The following is a 19,967-nucleotide window of genomic DNA, read 5'->3' as shown; positions in this document are numbered from 1 at the left end:
TTGATAAACATGCTTTTAATGAAAACGCTTTAAATAAACATGAGATGTGTGTTCAAATTGGCTCTGCTCAAGTAGAGCCTTATTGAGGTGATATGGTCGGTTCTGTGGGATTGTTTAGCTTAATTTTGGTTGCTGTCCTCAGTAGCATTATTGCTGTGTCATCTCTTTATCAAATGCTAACTAAACAAAGACTGAACATCGGTCTAATTCGTAGCTTTTCTCTTTCCAGTGCCTTGTTTTCGATTGGCGCGATTGTCCTTCTAGGCTATGCCTTTATCAGCGATGACTTTTCTATCCTCTATGTCGCTGAACATTCCAATACACAATTACCATCCTTTTTTAAAATGGCGGCCGTTTGGGCGGGTCATGAAGGTTCGCTGTTATTTTGGGTACTGACTATCAGCTGTTGGTCAGGTGTTATTGCCTTGCAGAAGCATTACTCAAGTGAGTATCAAAGCCGCGTTTTGTGGGTGATGAATGTACTGTTGGCAACCTTCGCTTGGTTTACTTTACTTGCATCAAACCCATTTGAGATGAACTCGACCTTGCCCCTCGAAGGACGTGATCTCAATCCAATGTTACAAGATGTAGGTCTGATTTTTCATCCGCCTCTGCTTTATCTTGGTTATGTCGGTTTCTCTGTGGTGTTGGCATTTGCTGTTGCCGCCTTGCTGGTCGACCCGATCGAGTTTGACTGGGTTGTGAATTGTCGAAGCTGGTGTCTTACTGCGTGGATCTTTCTAACTGCAGGGATCGCCTTGGGATCTTGGTGGGCGTATTACGAATTAGGTTGGGGAGGCTGGTGGTTCTGGGATCCGGTTGAAAATGCAAGCTTGTTGCCTTGGCTGACATCGACCGCATTACTGCACAGCCTAGGTGTTGCCAAAGGAAAGCAGCAGCTGTTGAAGTGGTCTCTAAGCCTTGCGTTCATTACGTTTTGTTTGAGTATCTTAGGCACCTTTATTGTTCGTTCTGGCGTATTAACGTCTGTGCATGCTTTCGCAGTCGATCCAACTAAAGGCATCGCGCTGTTATTAATACTAGTGACTGTGTTGTTGAGCTCCTTCTCGTTGCTAATTGTTAGAGGTGAGTCTTTCGAGTCGAGCCCGATTACTAGCTTTGCGAGTAAGAGCTTTTTGAGCTTAGTCGCGGTGCTCATTTTTGTACTGGCGACTGCTGTTGTGGTGTTTGGTACGTTTTATCCAATGGTATTTGAACTGCTTGGATTGGGTAACATATCGGTAGGTGCGCCGTACTTTAATCTATTGATAGCGCCGCTGGCTTTGCTCGCACTTGGCGTGGTTGGTTTAGCCCCTTTGCTGAGTATCAAGCCTCAAGCAAGCAAAGGTGTGATTGCCTCGTTAGCTTTTGTGTCACTGCTGCTCGGTTACCTTTGTTATTCTTGGCAAGTTGAACAGGTACAACTGCAAGTGATGGCGCTGCTGACTTGGGGACTCGCATTCTGGGTGGTATTGACGCATGTTTATGGCTTAGTGGTGACGCGAAGCTCCAAGTTCCAACGCAAAGTCTGGGTGATGACCTTTGCTCATGTTGGGATTGCCGTTTTAGCCGTAGGTGCAGCGATGAACAGTTACCACTCATTTGAACGCAGTTATAAATTGAGCCCAGGCGAACAGGTTGAGTTTGTCGATTGGGTCATTTCTCATCGAGACACTGAGCTTTATGTCGCTTCAAATTTTACCGCTGAAAAAGCGATACTCGATTTAAAAGATGAAGAACACACCTTTTTGATTGCGCCAGAGAGAAGGCATTATCAAGTTAGGGTGATGAATATGAGCGAACCCGCGATGAAGTGGTTCTGGCATGGCGATGTTTATATCACGATGGGCGAGAAAGTCGACGCCACGTCTTATGCGTTTAGAGTGCAATATAAGGCTTACGTACGCTGGATTTGGTTTGGCGCACTTTTCTTAATTTTTGGTGCCGTACTTTCATTGACACATCGTAAAAAGAAAACCGTTAAGGCTGCCCAGTATGCATACCAACGTTCGTAGGAAACTAATCCTTCTGTTCACGATGGCTTTGATTTTGGTCGTTGCTTTTGTGTTTGTGATCGAGAACAAGCAACAAACGACGATTGTGTCAGAACAACAAAGAGCGTTCCCTGAATTCACGTCTACTGAGCTGATGGATAGTGGTAGAGGCAACACAGACACACAAGTGCTCACGTTGGTTGATATCACGCAGCATCCTTATCAGCTCGTCAATGTATGGGCTTCGTGGTGTGGTATTTGTAAAACAGAACACGCGTTTTTGCTCGATCTGCAGAAGAAAGGTATTCCAATTGTTGGTCTCAATTATCGAGATAACCCCGGAGCGGCGCTCAATGTATTGTCCAACGACGGTAATCCATACTCAAAAGTGATCAGCGACCCTCAAGGGAAGTTGGCTTTAGAGCTCGGTGTCATAGGAACCCCTGAGACGTATTTAGTCGATGCTGACGGCCAAATCGTTAAGAAGTTATTGGGTGTGTTGAATGAATCGATTTGGCAGGAGCAACTTGCCGTCTATTTTTCGGGTACAAATGGATGATGAAGTATCTTCTACAAATGGTCTTTGTGTTCTCAACGACGCTGCTCGTCATTTTTCCTCTTCAAGCGGAAGACCTTTTTACAGCGGGTGATAAAGATACAAGCATTCAAGTCGAGTTGTTTGAGTTTGAAAGCCCTGATCAACAACAGCGTGCTATTACTTTGGCTAAATCGCTGCGCTGCCCACAATGTCAGAATCAAAATCTGATTGAATCGAACTCTCCGATAGCAAAAGATTTGCGTCTGGTTGTGTTTAATATGGTGAAAGCAGGGAAGAGCAATAATGAAATTACTCAATACATGACGGAAAGGTTTGGCGAATTTGTACTCTATAAGCCAGCAATGAGTGCCTCAACCCTATTACTTTGGCTCCTACCGATCGCACTTTTTCTCTTATTTATATATTTGTCAGTAAAAAGTGTTAGAAAGAGCTCATAAAAATTACGTATTACTGTTTACCAATTAACCTGTATTTTGTAACATTAAGAGATTGTAAAGGCTGAGCACTGTTATATAAGGATGTATTTGTGGATAACCTAATCTCAAATTTGAAAAAAGAATTCCATACCCATGTCCAATCCGACAAGTGGGGAGAAAAATACAGTGCTAAATCGAGTATTTCTACGCTTACGCAAGAAGAGCTGACCGAGCTGGAGAATGCTTGGATTCAACTCGTCATTTGGAAGCAAACTCAAGTAAGTTGATTGTTTTGTAAAAAGTAGAGCCTCAGCCGCAACTGATTAATTTATAACCCCATGTTGGTATCACCAATGTGGGGTTTTTTCTTGTTTGATGATTAATTGTTATAATGTAACACTTTGTGCGTGGTCGACCTTGAAAAAAATTGTTAACAGCCCCATAGTGTCTATTATTAGATAGTTGGCTACAAAAACTTGTTTAGACAAATAATGTAGTGTTGTTAAATACATCGAATTTTCAAGTGAGTATAAATATGGCGGAAGTACGTGCCAGAATAGATTTCAAAGTAGGGGTAACAAGCAGTATTGATGCTGAACTTCTGTCTTTTCATGGATTGAAAACAGATAAAGAGCATGTTGCTGTGATATTTAAATCAGCCGATAAGACACAAGACATACCTCTTGTTCGTATGCACTCTGAATGTCTTACTGGTGATGTTTTTCATTCATCTCGCTGTGATTGTGGCGAGCAGCTAGACGAAACCATTCAAATCATGGGTGAAACTGGCGGTGTGATTCTTTATCTACGCCAAGAAGGTCGTGGTATCGGCTTATACAACAAGATTGATGCGTACCGCCTTCAAAGCGAAGGGATGAACACCTACGAAGCGAATAACCACTTGGGTTTTGGTGACGACTTACGTGATTTCACCGAAGCTGCAGAAATGCTACGTGCTTTGGGCACCACAAAAATCCGCTTGGTGACCAACAACCCTAAGAAAATCAACGAACTTAGAGAGTTTGGTATTGAGATTTCAGAAGTGGTGAACACCTCTGCTCACATTAAATCGGGTAACGAAAGCTACTTGAAGGCGAAAGTCTCACACGGTAAGCATAATCTGGACATCTAGTTAGCCTCCATTGCTGCGCCTAACACAAAAATGTTTAAAGACCTCACAAATGTGAGGTTTTTTTGTATTTATCTTGCAATAAAATTGTAAGTTTGTATTATTCCAATCCGTAGTGTAAATGATAATGGTTTGCACTATTACTACGAATAATAATTTAAAGCTCAACAAGGATGCTTCATGACCATTAAATCTTTAGTGACCAAAGCCGTAACTTCGTCACTCATTTTTGCCTCTGCTTCTTCTTTCGCAGCAGTAACTCAAGATCAAGTTGTAGAACATTACGCAGATATTGCTCATGCAGTGTTTGCAGATTCAGTAATTACAGCAAAAGCGTTGAACTCTTCTATTGATACCTTCTTAGCTTCTCCTTCTGCTGGCAACTTCGAACAAGTAAAGCAAGCTTGGCTTGATTCTCGCGTACCTTACCAACAGTCTGAAGTCTTCCGCTTTGGTAACGTTGTTGTTGATGATTGGGAAGGCCAATTGAACGCATGGCCACTTGATGAAGGCCTTATCGATTACGTTTCTTCTGATTACCAATATGAGCTTGGTAACGAAGGCGCTAGCGCAAACATTGTCGCGAACAAAACATTCCAAATTGGTCAAACTACAGTAGACGCAACCAACATTACTCCTGAGTTAATCGCAGATCTTAACGAGATCGGCGGTTCTGAAGCAAACGTAGCGTCTGGTTACCATGCGATTGAATTCCTACTTTGGGGGCAAGATTTAAACGGCACAAACAGCGGTGCAGGTGAGCGTGCTTACACTGACTTCGTTGTTGGCGCTGAGTGTACTAATGGCAACTGTGACCGTCGTGGCGCATACCTAAAAGCATCAGCTGAACTACTTATCCAAGACTTAGAGTGGATGGAAAAGCAGTGGGCTGAAGGCGAGAAAGGCAACTACCGTCAAGAGCTTCTTTCTGAATCAAGTGATAACGGCCTACGTAAAATGTTGTTCGGCATGGGTTCACTGTCTCTAGGTGAATTGGCTGGTGAGCGTATGAAAGTGGCTTTAGAAGCTAACTCTACTGAAGATGAGCACGACTGTTTCTCTGATAACACGCACAACTCTCATTACTACAACGAGCAAGGTATCTACAACGTATACACTGGCTTGTACAAGCGTGAAGATGGCTCTCTACTTTCAGGTCCTAGCCTGTTTGACCTAGTTGAGCAAAAAGATGAGCAAGCTGCGAAAGAGATTCAAAAGCAGTTTGACCTAGCACGTGCACAAGTTGGTCAACTTGTTGTTTCTGCAGAGAAAAATAACCAGCACTTCGATCAGCTAATTGCTGCTGACAACGCTGCAGGTAATGCACTAGTAAACAAAACAATTGTTGCTCTAGTGTCTCAAACCGCTGCAATCGAGCGTGCTGCTGGTGTTATTGGCATTGATAGCCTAAACCCAGACACCGCGGATCACGAGTTCTAAGAGCCCGAGACCAAAACCAATGTAAGGGCTCTCAATGAGCCCTTAATTGTTTGCTACTCAAGAAAGTTACTCCCAAATAAAAACTAAAATCAAAAACACAGCAAGGCAATGTATGAAGTCGTATCTCTCAGCCTCACTATTAACCGCACTGTTTTTCTTGTCTCCATTATACGCCCATGAAACTTACTCAGGTGGTAAAACAACGGTGAAGAAAGAGGGCGCTAATGCTTTTTCTCTTCCTGCTGCTAATCTACCAATGAGCAAACGCTTGGATTTCAGCGTAGGTAACAGCTTCTTTAGAAACCCTTGGGTTCCAGCACCGTCATCAACTGATGCACGTGATGGATTGGGCCCATTGTTCAACACCAACGGTTGTCAAAACTGTCACATCAAAGATGGTCGTGGCCATGCGCCAGAAAAAGGCGATGAGAACGCGGTTTCAATGTTGGTTCGCTTGAGTATTCCTGCTGAAACACCAGAGCAGAGACAAGCCTTTATTCGTGATGGTGGTATTCCAGAGCCAACTTACGGCGGACAGCTACAAGATTTTGCGCTTCAAGGTGTTAAACCAGAGGGTAAAGTGAACATCAGTTACACCGATGTTCCTGTTGAATTCAAAGACGGCAGCGTCGTTACTCTGCGTAAACCCACTTTAAAGATTACCGATCTTGCCTTCGGCGAGATGCATCCTAAAACTGAATTTTCTGCTCGAGTTGCACCGCCAATGATTGGCCTTGGTCTGCTTGAGAGCATTTCAAAAGAAACGATTCTTGGATTTGCTGAGCAGCAATTGGCTGACAAACAAGGCGTGTCAGGCAAAGCCAACTACGTTCTTGATGTTCAAACCAACGACATGGCGCTAGGCCGTTTCGGTTGGAAAGCAGGTCAGCCAAATTTAATGCAGCAAAATGCCGCGGCGTTTAACGGTGACTTAGGTCTAACGAGTCGCTTATTCCCGAATGAAAACTGCACATTAGCGCAATCAACCTGTAATGATTTCCCGAATGGTGGTGAGCCAGAAGTTAGCGACAACATCTTAGATTTTGTTGAGTTCTATTCGCAGCATTTAGCGGTACCTATTCGTCGCAACGTCGACAGTCCTGTCGTTGTTCAAGGTAAGAAGCTGTTTAAAGACGCGGGTTGTCAAAGTTGTCACCAAGCTGAATTCCGTACGGCAGAGCGTAAAGGCCTACCTGCATTATCTAATCAGTTAATTAGCCCATATACCGATATGTTGTTACACGACATGGGTGAAGGTTTAGCAGATAACCGTCCTGAGTATCTTGCGAATGGCCAAGAATGGCGCACAACACCTTTATGGGGATTAGGCTATACCAAAGAAGTGAATGGTCACACGTTCCTACTTCATGACGGTCGTGCGAGAAATGTTATGGAAGCGGTGCTTTGGCACGGTGGTGAAGCAGAAATGGCGAAACAAAACGTTCTGTCTTTGAATGCCACAGAGCGTGAAGCACTACTGGCGTTTTTGAATTCGCTATAGTCGGTCTGAGATTCAGTGGTTCAAGGACTGAGTTAACCAACAGCACACAACCGCTGAACTTGTAGGAATACGAGGCCAGCGGTCGTTTCGTATTTGATGAACTCATATAATTAAAAGAAAAATTAGGAAGTAAGGTAACAGCATGACACATAAATTTTTGTTAATGCCTTTGTCGGTATTAATTATAGCAGGCTGCCAATCGTCGGGTGAGCAAGCCGCTTCATCTGAGGTTAACGGTGTGTCTTATCAAGCAGACACGACGGAGCACATCAGTCGTGGTGTGTATCAACAAGAGTTTGATTCTGCCGTCCTATTCGCCAAGCAAGCCAATGAGCTAGAAGTCTTGATGCAGGGTTACTGCCAAACCAACGATGTTGAGTTAGATGCGTTGAAAAATCAGTGGCAGCTCACCATGAACAGTTGGATGGCACTGCAAGGCCAAGAAAGAGGCCCAACAGCGGCGCTAGAAGAGAGCTGGAATATTCAATTTTGGCCAGACAAAAAGAACACCACAGGCCTAAAAATGCGCCAGCTGACTCAGCAAGATAAAGCTTGGTCTCAAGACGAGATAGCTCAGCAAAGTGTGACAGTTCAAGGACTAGGCGCGTTGGAATGGTCGCTTTATGACGAGCAATCGCCATTACTTCAAGACAAATCACTAGGTTGCCAATCGTCGCAAGCGATTACTGAAAACTTAGCGATTAAGTCATCTTCGATTGCACAGGCATGGCAAGTTAACCCTTGGTTGGCGCTAGACGAGACTCGTTGGGAGTCTGAATATATCGCTTTATTGACCAACCAACTTGATTACAGCATGAAAAAGCTGAGTCGCCCAATGGCGAAAATCGGTCACCCTCGTCCTTATTTCTCTGAATCATGGCGTGCACAAACCTCGATGACTCAACTAAAAGCGAATGTAGCAGCACTTCAGAATTTGTACCTTGCTGATGGCAATGGTCTAGACGGCTTATTGAGAGAGAAGGGCTTAAACGACCTTGCTGACCGTGTTGCTGACCAATTCACGCTAACGTTAGATACTTGGCCGACTGATTCCAGCTTGTTTACTATGCTGCAGAGTAAAGAAGGCTACCGAGATGTGTTGACTCAATACAACAAACTAGAACGTTTGAAGTACCTGATTCATGAAGAAGTGGCGATAGAGCTTGGTGTTGTAATAGGATTTAATGCTACCGATGGTGACTGATACTACGCGAAGAACGCTACTCAAGGCTGTACTGGGTTGTGCAGCTGTTCCAGTACTTCCATTTGGGTGTGCGACTCGAAAGGGTGAGGCGAGTGCGTCGAACGATCCCCAGTTGATTGGTTGTGCGCTTAATGGTCGTGGCCAATATTCAGCGGTTGTGGCTGACGAATATGGGATGCCATTGAGTCAGTTGCCGATTCCCGATCGTGGCCATGGCGTCGCGATTTGCCCAACATTATCGCATGCGGTGGTTTTTGCTCGTCGTCCTGGTGACTATTTTATGGTTTTTGACTATAAAAGCGGTGAGCAAATCAAGTTAGTTGTGAAAGGGAAGAACCGTCACTTCTATGGTCATGGCGTTTACTCATTAGATGGCAAATTACTGTATGCCACTGAAGGGAAAACGGACAGCAGCCAAGGTGTGATTGGCATTTACGATGTCGCACAAGGCTATCATAAGGTCGAGGAGTTCACCGGTTTTGGTATTGGCCCTCATGAAGTGATTATCATGCCTGATGGAAACCTCGCGATTGGCGTTGGTGGCGTTCATACTGATGGCAGAACACCGAAAAACTTGGATTCAATGCAACCGAGTTTAAGTTATGTTTCACCTGAAGGTGCGCTGCTTGATCAGGTTGAATTGCTAGACAAGAAGTTGAGTATTCGACACTTAGCCCATGATGGCGCTGAAACCGTACTTTGTGGTCAGCAATATCGTGGCGAGCCTGACGAGTATCCTTCGCTGTTGGCGATGCATACTAAAGGCGGGCGGTTTGAATCACTGAACGCAGAGCCAGAGCAATGGGCAAGGTTCAATCACTATATCGCAAGTATTGCGGCCTCTGATGATTGGATTATTGCGACCTCGCCAAGAGGCAATTGCTACGGTATTTGGTCTAAGGAGACTAAAGAACTAGTAGAACTCTCCGCGCTATCTGATGCTTCTGGTGCAGTGTTGCTTGATGGTGAGTTTCGACTCAGCTCTGGAGCGGGTAGTGTTGTGAGCCAACGTAAGCCATATGAAAAATCCAGTCAGCAATCATCCATCCAGTGGGACAATCACTGGAGTGCAATCTAGTTCATAAAACCCCTTAAAAAATAACATGCTTACTCCTATTTCTTTGCCATACTTATGGGATGATTGGTGATGGGATTAAGCATGTTAGCGAAGTACTTCTTTGGATTATTGGTGTTAGTTTCTGTGCATGCATGGAGCTATACGAGTTCTGACGAGAGTCGATTTATTCCGGCTGATTCAGAACTCTCTTTTATGCTGATTTATCCAGAGCTTACCCAGAGTATTTATCAAGACTCTTCTCTGCCTATTCTGTGGGACTCCCCTGAACTTGTTAAAGCGTTTGAATTCCAATTGTCGCTTTTAGAACAAGCGCAAATGGCACCGCTTTTTGACCGACAACTTAAGCAAATCCGTGAGTACCAATCTCGTGGGCAATGGCAAGAGTTGGACATCTTATTAACCGATACCTTTATCTATTACCTAAGCTACGTTGAAAATGCCCCTCTTGCCGGTAAAGAGTGGTATTTCTCGGGCAAGTTGCATTCCAAGTTACCAGCGCCTTCTCCACATATTCTGATGAGATTAAAAAGCAGTGTCGCCAATGATTACTTATTGGAGATGGTGTTGTCTTACGCGCCGCCTGTTGGGGACTTTGACCAATTCAAAGCAACCTATTCGGTGTTAGAAACCGCCTCTGAGCTCAATATTGAACGTTATAGACAGAAAGGTTTGAAGCGCTTGGGTGACCAGCTTTCAGACAAAGCCATTCTTGTTGAGCGTATTGCTTTGGTCGGTGTTGATACCTCGATGATCGCGGTCGATTTCCCAGAGTTCGATCGAGATCTGCAAACGGCGATTAAATCATTCCAGCGCATGCACGGCCTGACAGACGATGGGATCGTCGGGCCAGACACGATCAAATGGATCAACATGAGCTTTGATGATCGATTGACTTCTTTGGCTCTGAATGCGGAACGCGTGCGTTTGTGGCCACGAGACAGAGACTCTCTCATTGTCGTCAACGTCCCTAGTTTTGATATGAAGTATTGGGAAGATGGTGAAGAGGTCTTTGAGTCCAAAGTTGTCGTGGGCAGAAAGTCGCGAAAAACACCGCTTTTAGAGATAAACCTAGATTCGGTCATCCTAAACCCGACTTGGAACGTGCCGTGGAAAATCATGGTCAAAGACATCTTGCCTAAGGTAAAAGCGGACGAAAGCTACCTAGAAACACACAATTTCCAAGTGATTGACGGTTGGCGCACTATGGAGACGGTCGACACCACAGAGATCGATTGGCAGACCATTAATTTCAATTCTTTCCCATATCGAATGCGCCAGCAGGCAGGCTCGCGTAATGCATTAGGTTTGTACAAGTTCAACACTCCTAACAAGCGAGCGATCTATCTGCACGATACGCCAAGTAAAGGTCTGTTTAATGACGACTTCCGTGCTTATAGCTCCGGCTGCATACGTGTTGAACATGCAGAGGAGTTGGCTGAGTTGTTGTTTGCTACCAAAGTAAGGAAAGTACCGAACCAGAGTGATGACCTTGCTCCTAATACTAAGGTGCGACTCAAGAAGCGAATCCCCGTGCATATCATCTATCAAACCGTGCTGTTTGAAGAAGGGGGCATACAGTATCGTGGTGACATCTATCAATATGATAAAGAGGGTGGTTAATTATCATTGAAGCCAATAAGGGTGATCTTGACCAAAAAATGACAACCAAGCTTCTATTGATAAAATTGTAATGTGGATCAATAACTAACCGTGCAAAGGTTACAAATACTAACCTTTTGGGCGGTTTTTGTACGTTGACGCAGCAATTTCCATTATGTATCGTGCATTTTTCGTTCGATCTAATTGGTTTTTTTGCTGTATGTCTCAAAGTTTATTTTCACGCCGTCAGTTTCTGACTTACGCTGGTGGTACCGCTGTTGTCGCCTCAATCACTCCTTCTATCGCTTTTGCTTCATACCCTGATCAACCAAGAACGATTAGCATGAACAATCTTCACACCGGTGAACGATTAGAGACCTGTTATTTCGATGGCACTAACTATGTTGGTGATGAAATGGCTCGTTTAAGCAAATTGTGCCGTGATTTCCGCCGCAATGAGATTCATCCAATGGACAAGAACCTGTTTGATCAGATCACACAGATTCAAAATGTTCTGGGTATTCAAAAAGAAGTTCAAATCATCTCTGGTTACCGTTCTCCAGCGACCAATGAAGTACTGCGCTCGAAATCAAGTGGTGTAGCGAAAAAGAGCTACCATATGCAAGGTAAAGCTATCGATTTTCGTATCGACGGTGTTGATTTGAAAGAATTGAGAGACGTAGCACGAAGCCTACAAGCGGGTGGTGTTGGCTATTATGCTCGTAGTAACTTCATTCACATTGATACTGGTCCAGTGCGAACCTGGTAGAACCGGGCTTAGTGGTCGAGCAAAGCGGTAGGCACTTGTCAAAATAGACATCCAATGTCATAGTTTGCCCAAATTTCAGTTTGCCCTCTAAGGTTTGTATATGTCTCTTAAGTATCAAGTTGTTCCTGTTACCTCTTTCTCTCAAAACTGCTCAATTGTGTGGTGTGATGAGACAATGGAAGGCATCGTTGTCGATCCGGGCGGTGATGTTCAGCAACTGGCTGCTATCATCGAAGAGTTAGGTGTTAAAGTGGTGAACTTGGTATTGACTCACGGTCACCTAGACCATGTGGGCGGAACAGTACCACTTGCTGAAATCTTGAACGTGAACATTGTTGGCCCACATAAGGCAGACAACTTTTGGCTTCAAGGTTTAGAGAATCAAAGCCAGATGTTTGGTTTCCCACTGTGCAAAGCTTTTGAACCAAACACATGGTTAGAAGAGGGCGACAAAGTCACTTTTGGTAACCAAGTGATTGATGTGATTCATACTCCGGGTCATACGCCAGGTCACGTTGTGCTATTCAGCGAGCAAGCGCGTATGGCGTTTGTTGGTGACGTTTTATTTAATGGTGCTATTGGTCGTACGGATTTCCCACAAGGCGATTTCAACACGCTAATTGCTTCAATCAAGACTAAGCTTTGGCCGCTAGGCAGTGATGTGACATTCGTACCGGGCCATGGCCCTGAGTCTACATTTGGTCGTGAACGTGCATCAAACCCGTTCGTAGCGGATGAAATGCCTCTGTATTAATTAAGTCTCTGATTCAATATAAGAACGATTGAAAATGAAGTTTAGCTTTTATTCTGAAAGCTAAGCTTTTTTTATGGTTCATCGTGGATTAGCGTGCGAGTTTACTTCTAACCTGTTTAATTTTAATCAGAAAGACGTTCGGCAGCCGCCAAGTAGCGTCGAGCCAATCCAATAAACTCCTCTCCACTGATATTCAGATCATGGGTTGATATGAAAATATCGTAGCCGTGAAACCCTCTTTGATATTTCATCCTGTTCGCAAGCATCGCCTGTAATCCTGAATAATCTTTAATCAACGCGCTTTGAGTGTTCGATTCATTAGTTGAATCAAGGGCAGTCTGTGGCTGGTGATCACTGACGTTATCGTCGTCGATATTCTCTGACTCTTTATATTGGCTCAATTCAACACAGCCGCTTTCTGTACAACGTGCATGGTAATGCGATGAGTCGAGCACCATATCTTCAAAGTGTGATTCTTTACCCGCTTGCTTAGCTCCCAGATATAAAAGTGCTCGCTGGCTCAGTAATAATTCGCAGGTTATTTTGGGGCAAATAGAGTCAAGGTAGGGCGAGTAATCTTTCATTTTAATACCCACCCAAGGGAGAGGTTGATGCCACCCTTCTTGCTCGTAGGTACACATGCCAATTTTTTCAATATTGCTCCACTTTAAAACCCATCCACCTTTATAAAAATGCTGTTGAAAGTGAGTGGAAGTGAGCGTGAACATCACTCTGCTACGAAGCATCAAATAATAGCCCGTGCCCAAAAGCGCGCTAATGCAAAATGCACCCACGATCAGTAATTTTGAGTTATCAATGTATAACGCCATGATTAGACAAGCGAATCCTAAAATGATAGCGATAATTCGATATGATTGTGTAAATGCAGGCAAAGAGAAATTTGTAAGGTGACGAGTGTCCATAGGCAACACCAAGTTTTCATATTTTTGTCTGGATGGATAACCAGTGTATATGACCCTAAATTGATAAGTCTATGTTTAAATAATAGACGGTAGTAGACAATATCGGTATTTTTCGTCGACTTTCGACGCTTCACTCTACAAATAGCTCCCGTTTTTTGGTATAAATCGCGCTTCAAATTTTCACCACTGCGAAAAGAGCAGTGAACTGGAGAAATATTCAATGAGACTTGCTCATAAGCGTAAGGTGCAGGCTAAACTGCAGAAACGCACTAAAGCGGCTGTAGTTAAAGCAGTGGCAACGCCGAAAAAAGCGAAGCCTGTCGCAGAGAAAGTTGTAGCAGAAAAAACTGTAGCAGCAAAACCAGCGGTAGAGAAAGTAGTAGCAGCAACGAAAGAAGTTGCGGTAGCACTGACTCCTAAGCAACAACAAGTTCTAGACATCGTTGTTAGCAATGCTGAAGGCATTAACCCTAAAGGTATCGGCCTAGCAGCTGGTCAAGAAGACGCGAAAGCAGCTTCATGGGCAACAGGCGCATTGAAAAAACTTCTTGAAGAAAACCTAGTAGCGAAAGAGCAACTTGCAGGTAACAAGGTTATCTACAAAGCTATCTAATCCCTCGGGATTACATTCGCTTCGTTAAAGTTTTTAAGCCTCGATTATCGAGGCTTTTTTGTATCTGTCAGATCATGCCCCCTCCAACACAACTTCATACCCACATTTAAACCTAGCCCCAGAAACCTTACTTCTAATCGGCTGCCCCCTTACGTTATTAGCCAGCCTTTCGCGTGTTCCATGTTTCGAACCAGTAAGCACCAAAGTAGGCATTTGATTATTTGAAACGATGCTTTCTCGGACTTGGTGCGTTCAGGTGCATATTTGATAAGTGGTGCTCTTAGATCTTCATCACGAAATGGCAATCAATTGTTAACGGTGTTTAATTATTAATACTTAGGTATTTATCAATAAGCATTTTTCTGGTGAATAAGGTGAGTCCTTTAAAATCGACATTACTCAATGATCTCCTACGTAGTTCTACGTAATCCTTTGGTCTAGTACGCAGTTTTTGTGAGTCCGTCGTGCGTGCTCTCCCTGATATCTAGTTGCCTCATCAAGGTGCACTCTTATGGTGAATCATAAAAAATACTCAAAGAAAGAGTGTTAATCCAACAAAAGGACGTGAACATGAGTCTCATTTCTAACTCCCTCACACGAGTTTTTAAAAACGTTGCGGTGACTGCAGCGGCTTGTTTAGCTTTGGTCGCTACCGGTGCAACTGCTGCTGATAGGGTTTATCGCTTGAAGCTTGCTGAAACATGGGGACCAAACTTCCCTGTATTCGGTGACGCGACGAAGAACATGGCTGCGATGGCTGAGAAAATGTCGAATGGTCGACTGCAGATCAGAATCGATTCAGCGAACAAACACAAAGCACCACTTGGCGTTTTTGACATGGTTAAGTCTGGTCAATACGACATGGGACATTCAGGCTCTTATTACTGGAAAGGTAAAGTTCCAAACACTCTTTACTTCACTTCTATGCCTTTCGGTATGACGCCTGCAGAACAATACGCGTGGTTCTATCACGGTGGTGGTATGGAGTTGATGGAGCAGGTTTACTCTCCACATAACTTGATGTCGTTCCCTGGTGGTAACACAGATATCCAGATGGGTGGTTGGTTTCAAAAAGAGATCAACAGCGTTGAAGACCTACAAGGTCTGAAAATGCGCATCCCAGGCTTTGCTGGGGAGATTCTGGCGGAGCTAGGCGCTAAACCTACCAATATTGCCCCTGGTGAGCTTTACACGTCTTTAGAGCGTCGCACGATCGATGCACTAGAGTGGGTAGGTCCATCACTTGATTTACGAATGGGCTTCCACAAGATCGCACCTTACTACTACACAGGTTGGCATGAGCCGGGTTCAGAGCTTCAATTCCTAGTGAACAAGCGCACTTGGAACAAGCTTCCTGAGGACCTACAAGAAATCTTGCGTGTTGCAATGCGCACTGCGGCTTACGATATGTACACACAAGCAACACATGAAAGTGGCAAAAACTGGGTTTCAATGAAAACAGAATACCCAGATGTACAAGTGAAAGATTTCCCGCCAGAGGTTATGTCTGCACTGAAAGAAGCGAACGATCGTCTACTTGCTAAGCACGCTGAGAAAGATGCATTGGCAAAAGAGATTCAAGCTTCACAAGCAAGTTACCTAGAGCAAGTTCGTTCATGGACGGATATTTCACACAGAGCTTATTTAAATAGCCAAGCGAAATAGTCGACAGCGGTTGACTTAAAAGTTAAATGAACCCAAAGCAAATGCACTATTGTATCACTTGTGCCTAAGGGCTAAGTACTTAAGCAGATAAGCCGCGGGTTCATTTTAACCATAATAATTAAGCAGGATAAATCCTGTAATACAAATACATCCAAGAACCCTTTCTACGTCGTGCGTTTAGCTAATTAGAAACTGAATCGTTTTATGAGTGGTACTCGTTTCAGTTCTCGTTTTACTGCGCGATGTCTTTTCAAATTCCATGGAGTCGGGAATGCGAAGTCTAATTTATATTGAACGCCTATTTAATCGTATCGGTGATGCACTGGGATGGCTTTCCAGTATGTTGTTTATCCTTCTTGTTGCTAACGTAGTGTATGACGTTGTGATGCGATACGCCTTTAACGATGTGTCTATCGCCTTCCAAGAGATGGAATGGCACCTTTTCTCAGCCGTCTTCTTGTTAGGTGTTCCTTACGCCATCAAAGCGGGTGGCCACGTACGAGTTGATGTTTTCTACGAACAACTCAGCTTCAAGGCACAAGCGATTATTGACCTAATAGGCACCGTTGTCTTCCTGCTTCCTTTCTGTTTGCTAGTTGCTTGGTTTGGAATCGATGTTGCGAAAGAGAGTTATAACCTCGGCGAAACATCGGGCGATCCCGGAGGTCTTCCTTACCGATGGATCATTAAAGCGATGATTCCACTTTCATTTTTCTTGATGGCACTCAGCGGAGTCGGTTTGATCCTGCACTCGCTGAACAAGATTTTTAATCCACACCTTATCCATGCAAATCATAAGTAGAGGCTAAACATGATTGGAATAGTAATGTTTTTCGTAGCCTTGTTTGCGCTTTTACTTGGCTTCCCAGTGGCGTTCACTTTTTGTGGTATCGCGTTAATCTTTGGTGTTTGGGCTGAGGGCATTGAAATGTTTGCCTTCATGCCATATCGAATTCAATCAATTATGGAAAATACGGTGCTGATGGCCGTTCCATTGTTTGTTTTTATGGGCCTTGTTCTACAAAAGACCAAGCTGGCTGAACAGTTACTTGAGTCAATGGGTCGATTGTTTGGTGGTGTTCGAGGTGGCATTGCGATCTCGACCGTGCTGGTGGGCTCACTACTTGCCGCGTCAACGGGGGTAGTTGGTGCTTCCGTAGTGGCAATGGGGCTTATCTCTCTGCCTGTTATGCTCAAGTACAACTACGATAAAGGCTTAGCCTGCGGCACCATCTGTGCTTCTGGTACCTTAGGGCAAATCATTCCGCCATCCATCGTCTTGATTTTATTGGGTGATGTATTGGGTGTACCGGTTGGGGACTTATTCCAAGCTGCGATTTGGCCGGGTGTGATGCTAGTGGGTGCTTACATTGTTTATATCTTGATATACGCGAAGCTCAACCCTGAATCGGCTCAACCGATTGAACGTGATGACTCCATTAGCCGTAAGCAAGAGGTGTTTAATGCGCTTAAAGCGATTCTTCCACCTTTAGCGCTGATCATTGTTGTTCTGGGCTCTATCTTTGCTGGTGTGGCAACGCCAACTGAATCGGCAGCGTTAGGTGGTGCTGGTGCATTGGTTCTTGCACTGTTATACGGTCAATTTAGTTGGTCGATGGTGTTTGCTGCGTCAAAAGAGACAGTTAAAGTGACCGCGATGGTTTTTGCTATCCTGCTTGGTGCGACAGCATTCTCGATGGCGTTTACTTATACCGGTGGTGATTACCTAGTTGAAGAATGGATGCTGCAACTGCCAGGTGAAAAGTGGGGCTTCTTGATCATCACCATGTTGGTTATTTTGATTCTGGGTTTCTTCATCGACTTCGTAGAAATCTGTTTCATCATCGTGCCGATCATTGCGCCAGTGGCTGAATTGATGGGCATCAACATGACTTGGTTCGCTATCCTTATCGCAATGAACCTGCAGACCTCATTCTTAACGCCGCCATTTGGCTTCAGTTTGTTCTATTTGAAAGGGGTTGCGCCGAAAGGCGTCACCACTAAGGACATCTACCGAGGCGTGATGCCGTTCATTCTGATTCAGATCCTCGTACTTGGATCACTTCTCGCTTTCCCATCTTTCTATGGAATGTGAGTGAAGCCTAGAATGTGAATGATATGTTTCAACGGCTATCTATAAATTGATAAAGTAAAACGGCTTATTGATGTTCAGTAAGCCGTTTTTTGTGAGGGAAAGGAATGCCTCTAAAAGCTAAGCTGATTTTGCTGACGCTACTCCCGTTGCTGCTGGTAACGGCGAGCATAAGTTGGATCTCGTTACATCAAACCAAGACGTTGGGTGCGAAAGAGGTCGAGATCTTCAGAGACAGCTTAATCAAGTCGCGTGAAAACGCCCTCAAAGACACCGTCGACCTCGCATTTGATGCGATCGAACATATCTACAACGACCCCGACATTAAAGAAGCGCAAGCCAAAACAGAAGTCCGAAGCATATTGTCTAAACTTAGATATGGCTCTGATGGTTATTTCTTTGCGTATGATCGCCACGGGACCAATCTGGTTCATCCTATTCAACCTGAATTGATTGGCCAAAACCTACTTGAACTGCAAGATGAAGACGGTGACTTTCTGATAGAAGCACTATTAAGAGAGGCGCAAACTGGAGGTGGGTTTCACCAATATTTATGGCAGAAGCCGTCGACCGGAGAAGTGGTTTCTAAGCTGAGTTATGCCGCTTGGTTGGAACGTTGGGATTGGATGATTGGCACAGGTTTGTATATTGAAGACGTACATCAAGAAGTGGCTTCGATGCAGGCTGCGATCAACAAGAATATTGAAACCACGTTTTTCTCCATTGTGGTGATTCTTAGTGTAACAGTGGCGGTTATTATCGTACTCACCTTAGCCATTAACATGCATGAACACCGTATCGCGGACAACAACTTAAAAGAGCTCGCCCATAAAACGGTGATGTTCCAAGAAGACGAGAAGAAGCATTTAGCACGAGAGCTGCATGACGGTATTAATCAATTATTAGTATCAAGTCGTTGCCACTTAGAACTACTTGGTAATAAGTTACAAAATGAAGACCTCAAAGCGCATTTGAATAAGTCGCAGCATTCACTGATGCGAGCGATTGAAGAGGTGAGGCACATCTCCCATCAACTTCGTCCAAGCTCATTGGATGATATTGGCTTAGAAGCGGCGTTGTCTTCGTTGTTGTTAGATTTTCAGGCTCACTCGGGTATTGAAGTGGAGACTTTGTTCGCCACTCAACCCGGAAAGTTGAAATCAGAAGCGGCGACGACCCTCTACCGAGTGGTGCAAGAATCATTGAACAACATAGAGAAACACGCCCAAGCGACCAAAGTGACGGTTATCGCGCAGCAAATCGGTAATGTGTTGCAACTGCTGATCCAAGACAACGGTGTCGGTTTCAACACTTATAAAGCGATGGAAAAACGAGGGATCGGTCTGCGCAATATGAGAGAGCGAGTGGAGTTCATCGGTGGTGATTTTGAATTGATGAGTGAGATTGGCCTCGGAACGGAAATTACAGTGTTACTGACACTAGAGGGATTAATGAATGAGTGAAGTTATTCGAGTTGTGATCGCTGACGATCACCAAGTGGTACTGGATGGCTTTATGGCGAGATTGGAACTCGAGCCAGATATTTGCGTGATAGGCACCGCCAGTAATGGTTTAGAAGCGGTAGAGGTCGTTAAGTCTTTACGGCCCGATGTGGTGTTAATGGATATTAGCATGCCTATCATGAACGGCATTGACGCCACCCACCTGATTAAAGAAGAAGACCCTGATGCGAAGGTGTTGATGCTGACCATGCATAACAACCGTGAATATATTATGAAGGTGATGCAGTCGGGCGCAGTTGGCTATATGTTGAAAGAGATTTCCGCTGAAAAAATGGTACAGGCGATCAAAACGGTCAATCAAGGCTCGACCTATTTCTGCGAAAAAGTCACACAGAATTTGTTTACTCAGCCGATTACTCCCACGCAATCCGTCAAGAATCCATTGAGCAGACGTGAAGAAGCGGTGTTGAAATTGGTGGCAAAAGGGGAGAGCAGTAAAGAGATCGCGAAGGGTTTAAATATCAGTTACCGAACGGTAGAAACACACAGACAAAACATTAAGCATAAGCTTGATATTCACTCAACTGCAGAATTAGCTAAGTACGCTGTCAATTTGGGGCTTGTGGACTGATCTTACGCTAAATTACATTGAATGTGTAATTTAATTACTAACTTTGCTATTTAGGCCTACTTTTTGGAGGTTTTTTTAGTATTTTTGCGACAGGTTGATATTCTTCCTTTCGAAATTTAAGTGCCGAACGCAATGTT

General features: G+C 44.2%; 19 protein-coding genes. 18 read left to right on the top strand and 1 reads right to left on the bottom strand.

The window, feature by feature from the left end; translation table 11 throughout:
- The first annotated feature begins 92 nt into the window (after window positions 1–92).
- The 12 genes from IHV80_RS09975 (at window position 93) to IHV80_RS09920 (ending at window position 12,443) form a co-directional block, all read left to right on the top strand.
- Window positions 93–2,015, top strand: a complete 1,923-nt coding sequence (locus tag IHV80_RS09975) for a heme lyase CcmF/NrfE family subunit (RefSeq protein ID WP_192888936.1) — start codon at window positions 93–95, stop codon at window positions 2,013–2,015.
- On the top strand, window positions 1,996–2,553 hold the full coding sequence (locus IHV80_RS09970; RefSeq protein WP_192888935.1) for a DsbE family thiol:disulfide interchange protein: 558 nt from the start codon (window positions 1,996–1,998) through the stop codon (window positions 2,551–2,553). The genes IHV80_RS09975 and IHV80_RS09970 overlap by 20 nt, the downstream gene beginning before the upstream one ends.
- Entirely contained in the window at window positions 2,550–2,990 is a 441-nt protein-coding gene (gene nrfF / locus IHV80_RS09965) for a heme lyase NrfEFG subunit NrfF (RefSeq protein ID WP_192888934.1), read from the top strand. Before IHV80_RS09970 ends, nrfF begins: the two co-directional genes overlap by 4 nt.
- A gap of 89 nt (window positions 2,991–3,079) precedes the next feature.
- Window positions 3,080–3,256, top strand: a complete 177-nt coding sequence (locus IHV80_RS09960) for a hypothetical protein (protein ID WP_192888933.1) — start codon at window positions 3,080–3,082, stop codon at window positions 3,254–3,256.
- A 209-nt stretch (window positions 3,257–3,465) separates the two neighbouring features.
- Window positions 3,466–4,101, top strand: a complete 636-nt coding sequence (locus IHV80_RS09955; protein WP_318842405.1) for a GTP cyclohydrolase II — start codon at window positions 3,466–3,468, stop codon at window positions 4,099–4,101.
- A 177-nt stretch (window positions 4,102–4,278) separates the two neighbouring features.
- A complete protein-coding gene (locus IHV80_RS09950) occupies window positions 4,279–5,538 on the top strand; it encodes an imelysin family protein (RefSeq protein WP_192888931.1) in 1,260 nt (419 codons plus the stop codon).
- Between the two features lie 112 nt (window positions 5,539–5,650).
- Window positions 5,651–7,039, top strand: a complete 1,389-nt coding sequence (locus tag IHV80_RS09945; RefSeq protein WP_192888930.1) for a di-heme oxidoreductase family protein — start codon at window positions 5,651–5,653, stop codon at window positions 7,037–7,039.
- A 142-nt stretch (window positions 7,040–7,181) separates the two neighbouring features.
- A complete protein-coding gene (locus IHV80_RS09940) occupies window positions 7,182–8,243 on the top strand; it encodes an imelysin family protein (RefSeq protein ID WP_192888929.1) in 1,062 nt (353 codons plus the stop codon).
- Window positions 8,233–9,321: a DUF1513 domain-containing protein gene (locus IHV80_RS09935; RefSeq protein ID WP_192888928.1), complete on the top strand. Its 1,089-nt coding sequence runs from the start codon at window positions 8,233–8,235 to the stop codon at window positions 9,319–9,321. Before IHV80_RS09940 ends, IHV80_RS09935 begins: the two co-directional genes overlap by 11 nt.
- An 81-nt stretch (window positions 9,322–9,402) precedes the next feature.
- Window positions 9,403–10,941, top strand: coding sequence for a L,D-transpeptidase family protein (locus tag IHV80_RS09930; protein WP_192890760.1), 1,539 nt, complete (start codon window positions 9,403–9,405; stop codon window positions 10,939–10,941).
- Between the two features lie 199 nt (window positions 10,942–11,140).
- Entirely contained in the window at window positions 11,141–11,689 is a 549-nt protein-coding gene (locus tag IHV80_RS09925; RefSeq protein ID WP_192888927.1) for a YcbK family protein, read from the top strand.
- A 100-nt stretch (window positions 11,690–11,789) separates the two neighbouring features.
- A complete protein-coding gene (locus tag IHV80_RS09920) occupies window positions 11,790–12,443 on the top strand; it encodes an MBL fold metallo-hydrolase (RefSeq protein WP_004733386.1) in 654 nt (217 codons plus the stop codon).
- A gap of 122 nt (window positions 12,444–12,565) precedes the next feature.
- Here the strand turns inward: IHV80_RS09920 and IHV80_RS09915 are convergent, their stop codons facing one another.
- Entirely contained in the window at window positions 12,566–13,366 is an 801-nt protein-coding gene (locus tag IHV80_RS09915; RefSeq protein WP_192888926.1) for a DUF2982 domain-containing protein, read from the bottom strand.
- Between the two features lie 220 nt (window positions 13,367–13,586).
- Between IHV80_RS09915 and IHV80_RS09910 the strand changes: the two genes are divergently transcribed.
- From IHV80_RS09910 to IHV80_RS09885, 6 genes are all read left to right on the top strand, one after another.
- Entirely contained in the window at window positions 13,587–13,979 is a 393-nt protein-coding gene (locus IHV80_RS09910) for a MarR family transcriptional regulator (protein ID WP_192888925.1), read from the top strand.
- A 570-nt stretch (window positions 13,980–14,549) separates the two neighbouring features.
- Window positions 14,550–15,644 carry a TRAP transporter substrate-binding protein gene (locus tag IHV80_RS09905; RefSeq protein ID WP_192888924.1) on the top strand — a complete coding sequence of 365 codons (1,095 nt, stop codon included), beginning with the start codon at window positions 14,550–14,552 and terminating at the stop codon, window positions 15,642–15,644.
- Window positions 15,645–15,903: 259 nt separating this feature from the next.
- The gene (locus tag IHV80_RS09900) at window positions 15,904–16,446 is read left to right on the top strand and encodes a TRAP transporter small permease subunit (protein ID WP_192890759.1); all 543 of its coding nucleotides are present in this window, start codon (window positions 15,904–15,906) and stop codon (window positions 16,444–16,446) included.
- Between the two features lie 9 nt (window positions 16,447–16,455).
- Window positions 16,456–17,739 (top strand): TRAP transporter large permease, encoded by a 1,284-nt coding sequence (locus IHV80_RS09895; protein WP_192888923.1) that lies wholly within the window; start codon window positions 16,456–16,458, stop codon window positions 17,737–17,739.
- 104 nt (window positions 17,740–17,843) lie between these two features.
- Window positions 17,844–19,199 carry a cache domain-containing protein gene (locus tag IHV80_RS09890; protein WP_192888922.1) on the top strand — a complete coding sequence of 452 codons (1,356 nt, stop codon included), beginning with the start codon at window positions 17,844–17,846 and terminating at the stop codon, window positions 19,197–19,199.
- A complete protein-coding gene (locus tag IHV80_RS09885; protein ID WP_102434857.1) occupies window positions 19,192–19,830 on the top strand; it encodes a response regulator transcription factor in 639 nt (212 codons plus the stop codon). The genes IHV80_RS09890 and IHV80_RS09885 overlap by 8 nt, the downstream gene beginning before the upstream one ends.
- Window positions 19,831–19,967: the final 137 nt, after the last annotated feature.

Source organism: Vibrio bathopelagicus, assembly GCF_014879975.1.
Classification (GTDB): domain Bacteria; phylum Pseudomonadota; class Gammaproteobacteria; order Enterobacterales; family Vibrionaceae; genus Vibrio; species Vibrio bathopelagicus.
This window is presented reverse-complemented; position numbering and strand designations above follow the sequence as displayed.

Excerpts from the sequence above, each read along its gene's own strand:
- nrfF (WP_192888934.1), top strand. The coding sequence starts at position 2,550 with ATGATGAAGTATCTTCTACAAATGGTCTTTGTGTTCTCAACGACGCTG.
- IHV80_RS09910 (WP_192888925.1), top strand. The coding sequence starts at position 13,587 with ATGAGACTTGCTCATAAGCGTAAGGTGCAGGCTAAACTGCAGAAACGC.
- IHV80_RS09925 (WP_192888927.1), top strand. The coding sequence starts at position 11,141 with ATGTCTCAAAGTTTATTTTCACGCCGTCAGTTTCTGACTTACGCTGGT.
- IHV80_RS09940 (WP_192888929.1), top strand. The coding sequence starts at position 7,182 with ATGACACATAAATTTTTGTTAATGCCTTTGTCGGTATTAATTATAGCA.
- IHV80_RS09900 (WP_192890759.1), top strand. The coding sequence starts at position 15,904 with ATGGAGTCGGGAATGCGAAGTCTAATTTATATTGAACGCCTATTTAAT.
- IHV80_RS09945 (WP_192888930.1), top strand. The coding sequence starts at position 5,651 with ATGAAGTCGTATCTCTCAGCCTCACTATTAACCGCACTGTTTTTCTTG.
- IHV80_RS09905 (WP_192888924.1), top strand. The coding sequence starts at position 14,550 with ATGAGTCTCATTTCTAACTCCCTCACACGAGTTTTTAAAAACGTTGCG.
- IHV80_RS09930 (WP_192890760.1), top strand. The coding sequence starts at position 9,403 with ATGTTAGCGAAGTACTTCTTTGGATTATTGGTGTTAGTTTCTGTGCAT.
- IHV80_RS09890 (WP_192888922.1), top strand. The coding sequence starts at position 17,844 with ATGCCTCTAAAAGCTAAGCTGATTTTGCTGACGCTACTCCCGTTGCTG.
- IHV80_RS09920 (WP_004733386.1), top strand. The coding sequence starts at position 11,790 with ATGTCTCTTAAGTATCAAGTTGTTCCTGTTACCTCTTTCTCTCAAAAC.
- IHV80_RS09950 (WP_192888931.1), top strand. The coding sequence starts at position 4,279 with ATGACCATTAAATCTTTAGTGACCAAAGCCGTAACTTCGTCACTCATT.
- IHV80_RS09935 (WP_192888928.1), top strand. The coding sequence starts at position 8,233 with ATGGTGACTGATACTACGCGAAGAACGCTACTCAAGGCTGTACTGGGT.
- IHV80_RS09975 (WP_192888936.1), top strand. The coding sequence starts at position 93 with ATGGTCGGTTCTGTGGGATTGTTTAGCTTAATTTTGGTTGCTGTCCTC.
- IHV80_RS09895 (WP_192888923.1), top strand. The coding sequence starts at position 16,456 with ATGATTGGAATAGTAATGTTTTTCGTAGCCTTGTTTGCGCTTTTACTT.
- IHV80_RS09915 (WP_192888926.1), bottom strand. The coding sequence starts at position 13,366 with ATGGACACTCGTCACCTTACAAATTTCTCTTTGCCTGCATTTACACAA.
- IHV80_RS09970 (WP_192888935.1), top strand. The coding sequence starts at position 1,996 with ATGCATACCAACGTTCGTAGGAAACTAATCCTTCTGTTCACGATGGCT.
- IHV80_RS09885 (WP_102434857.1), top strand. The coding sequence starts at position 19,192 with ATGAGTGAAGTTATTCGAGTTGTGATCGCTGACGATCACCAAGTGGTA.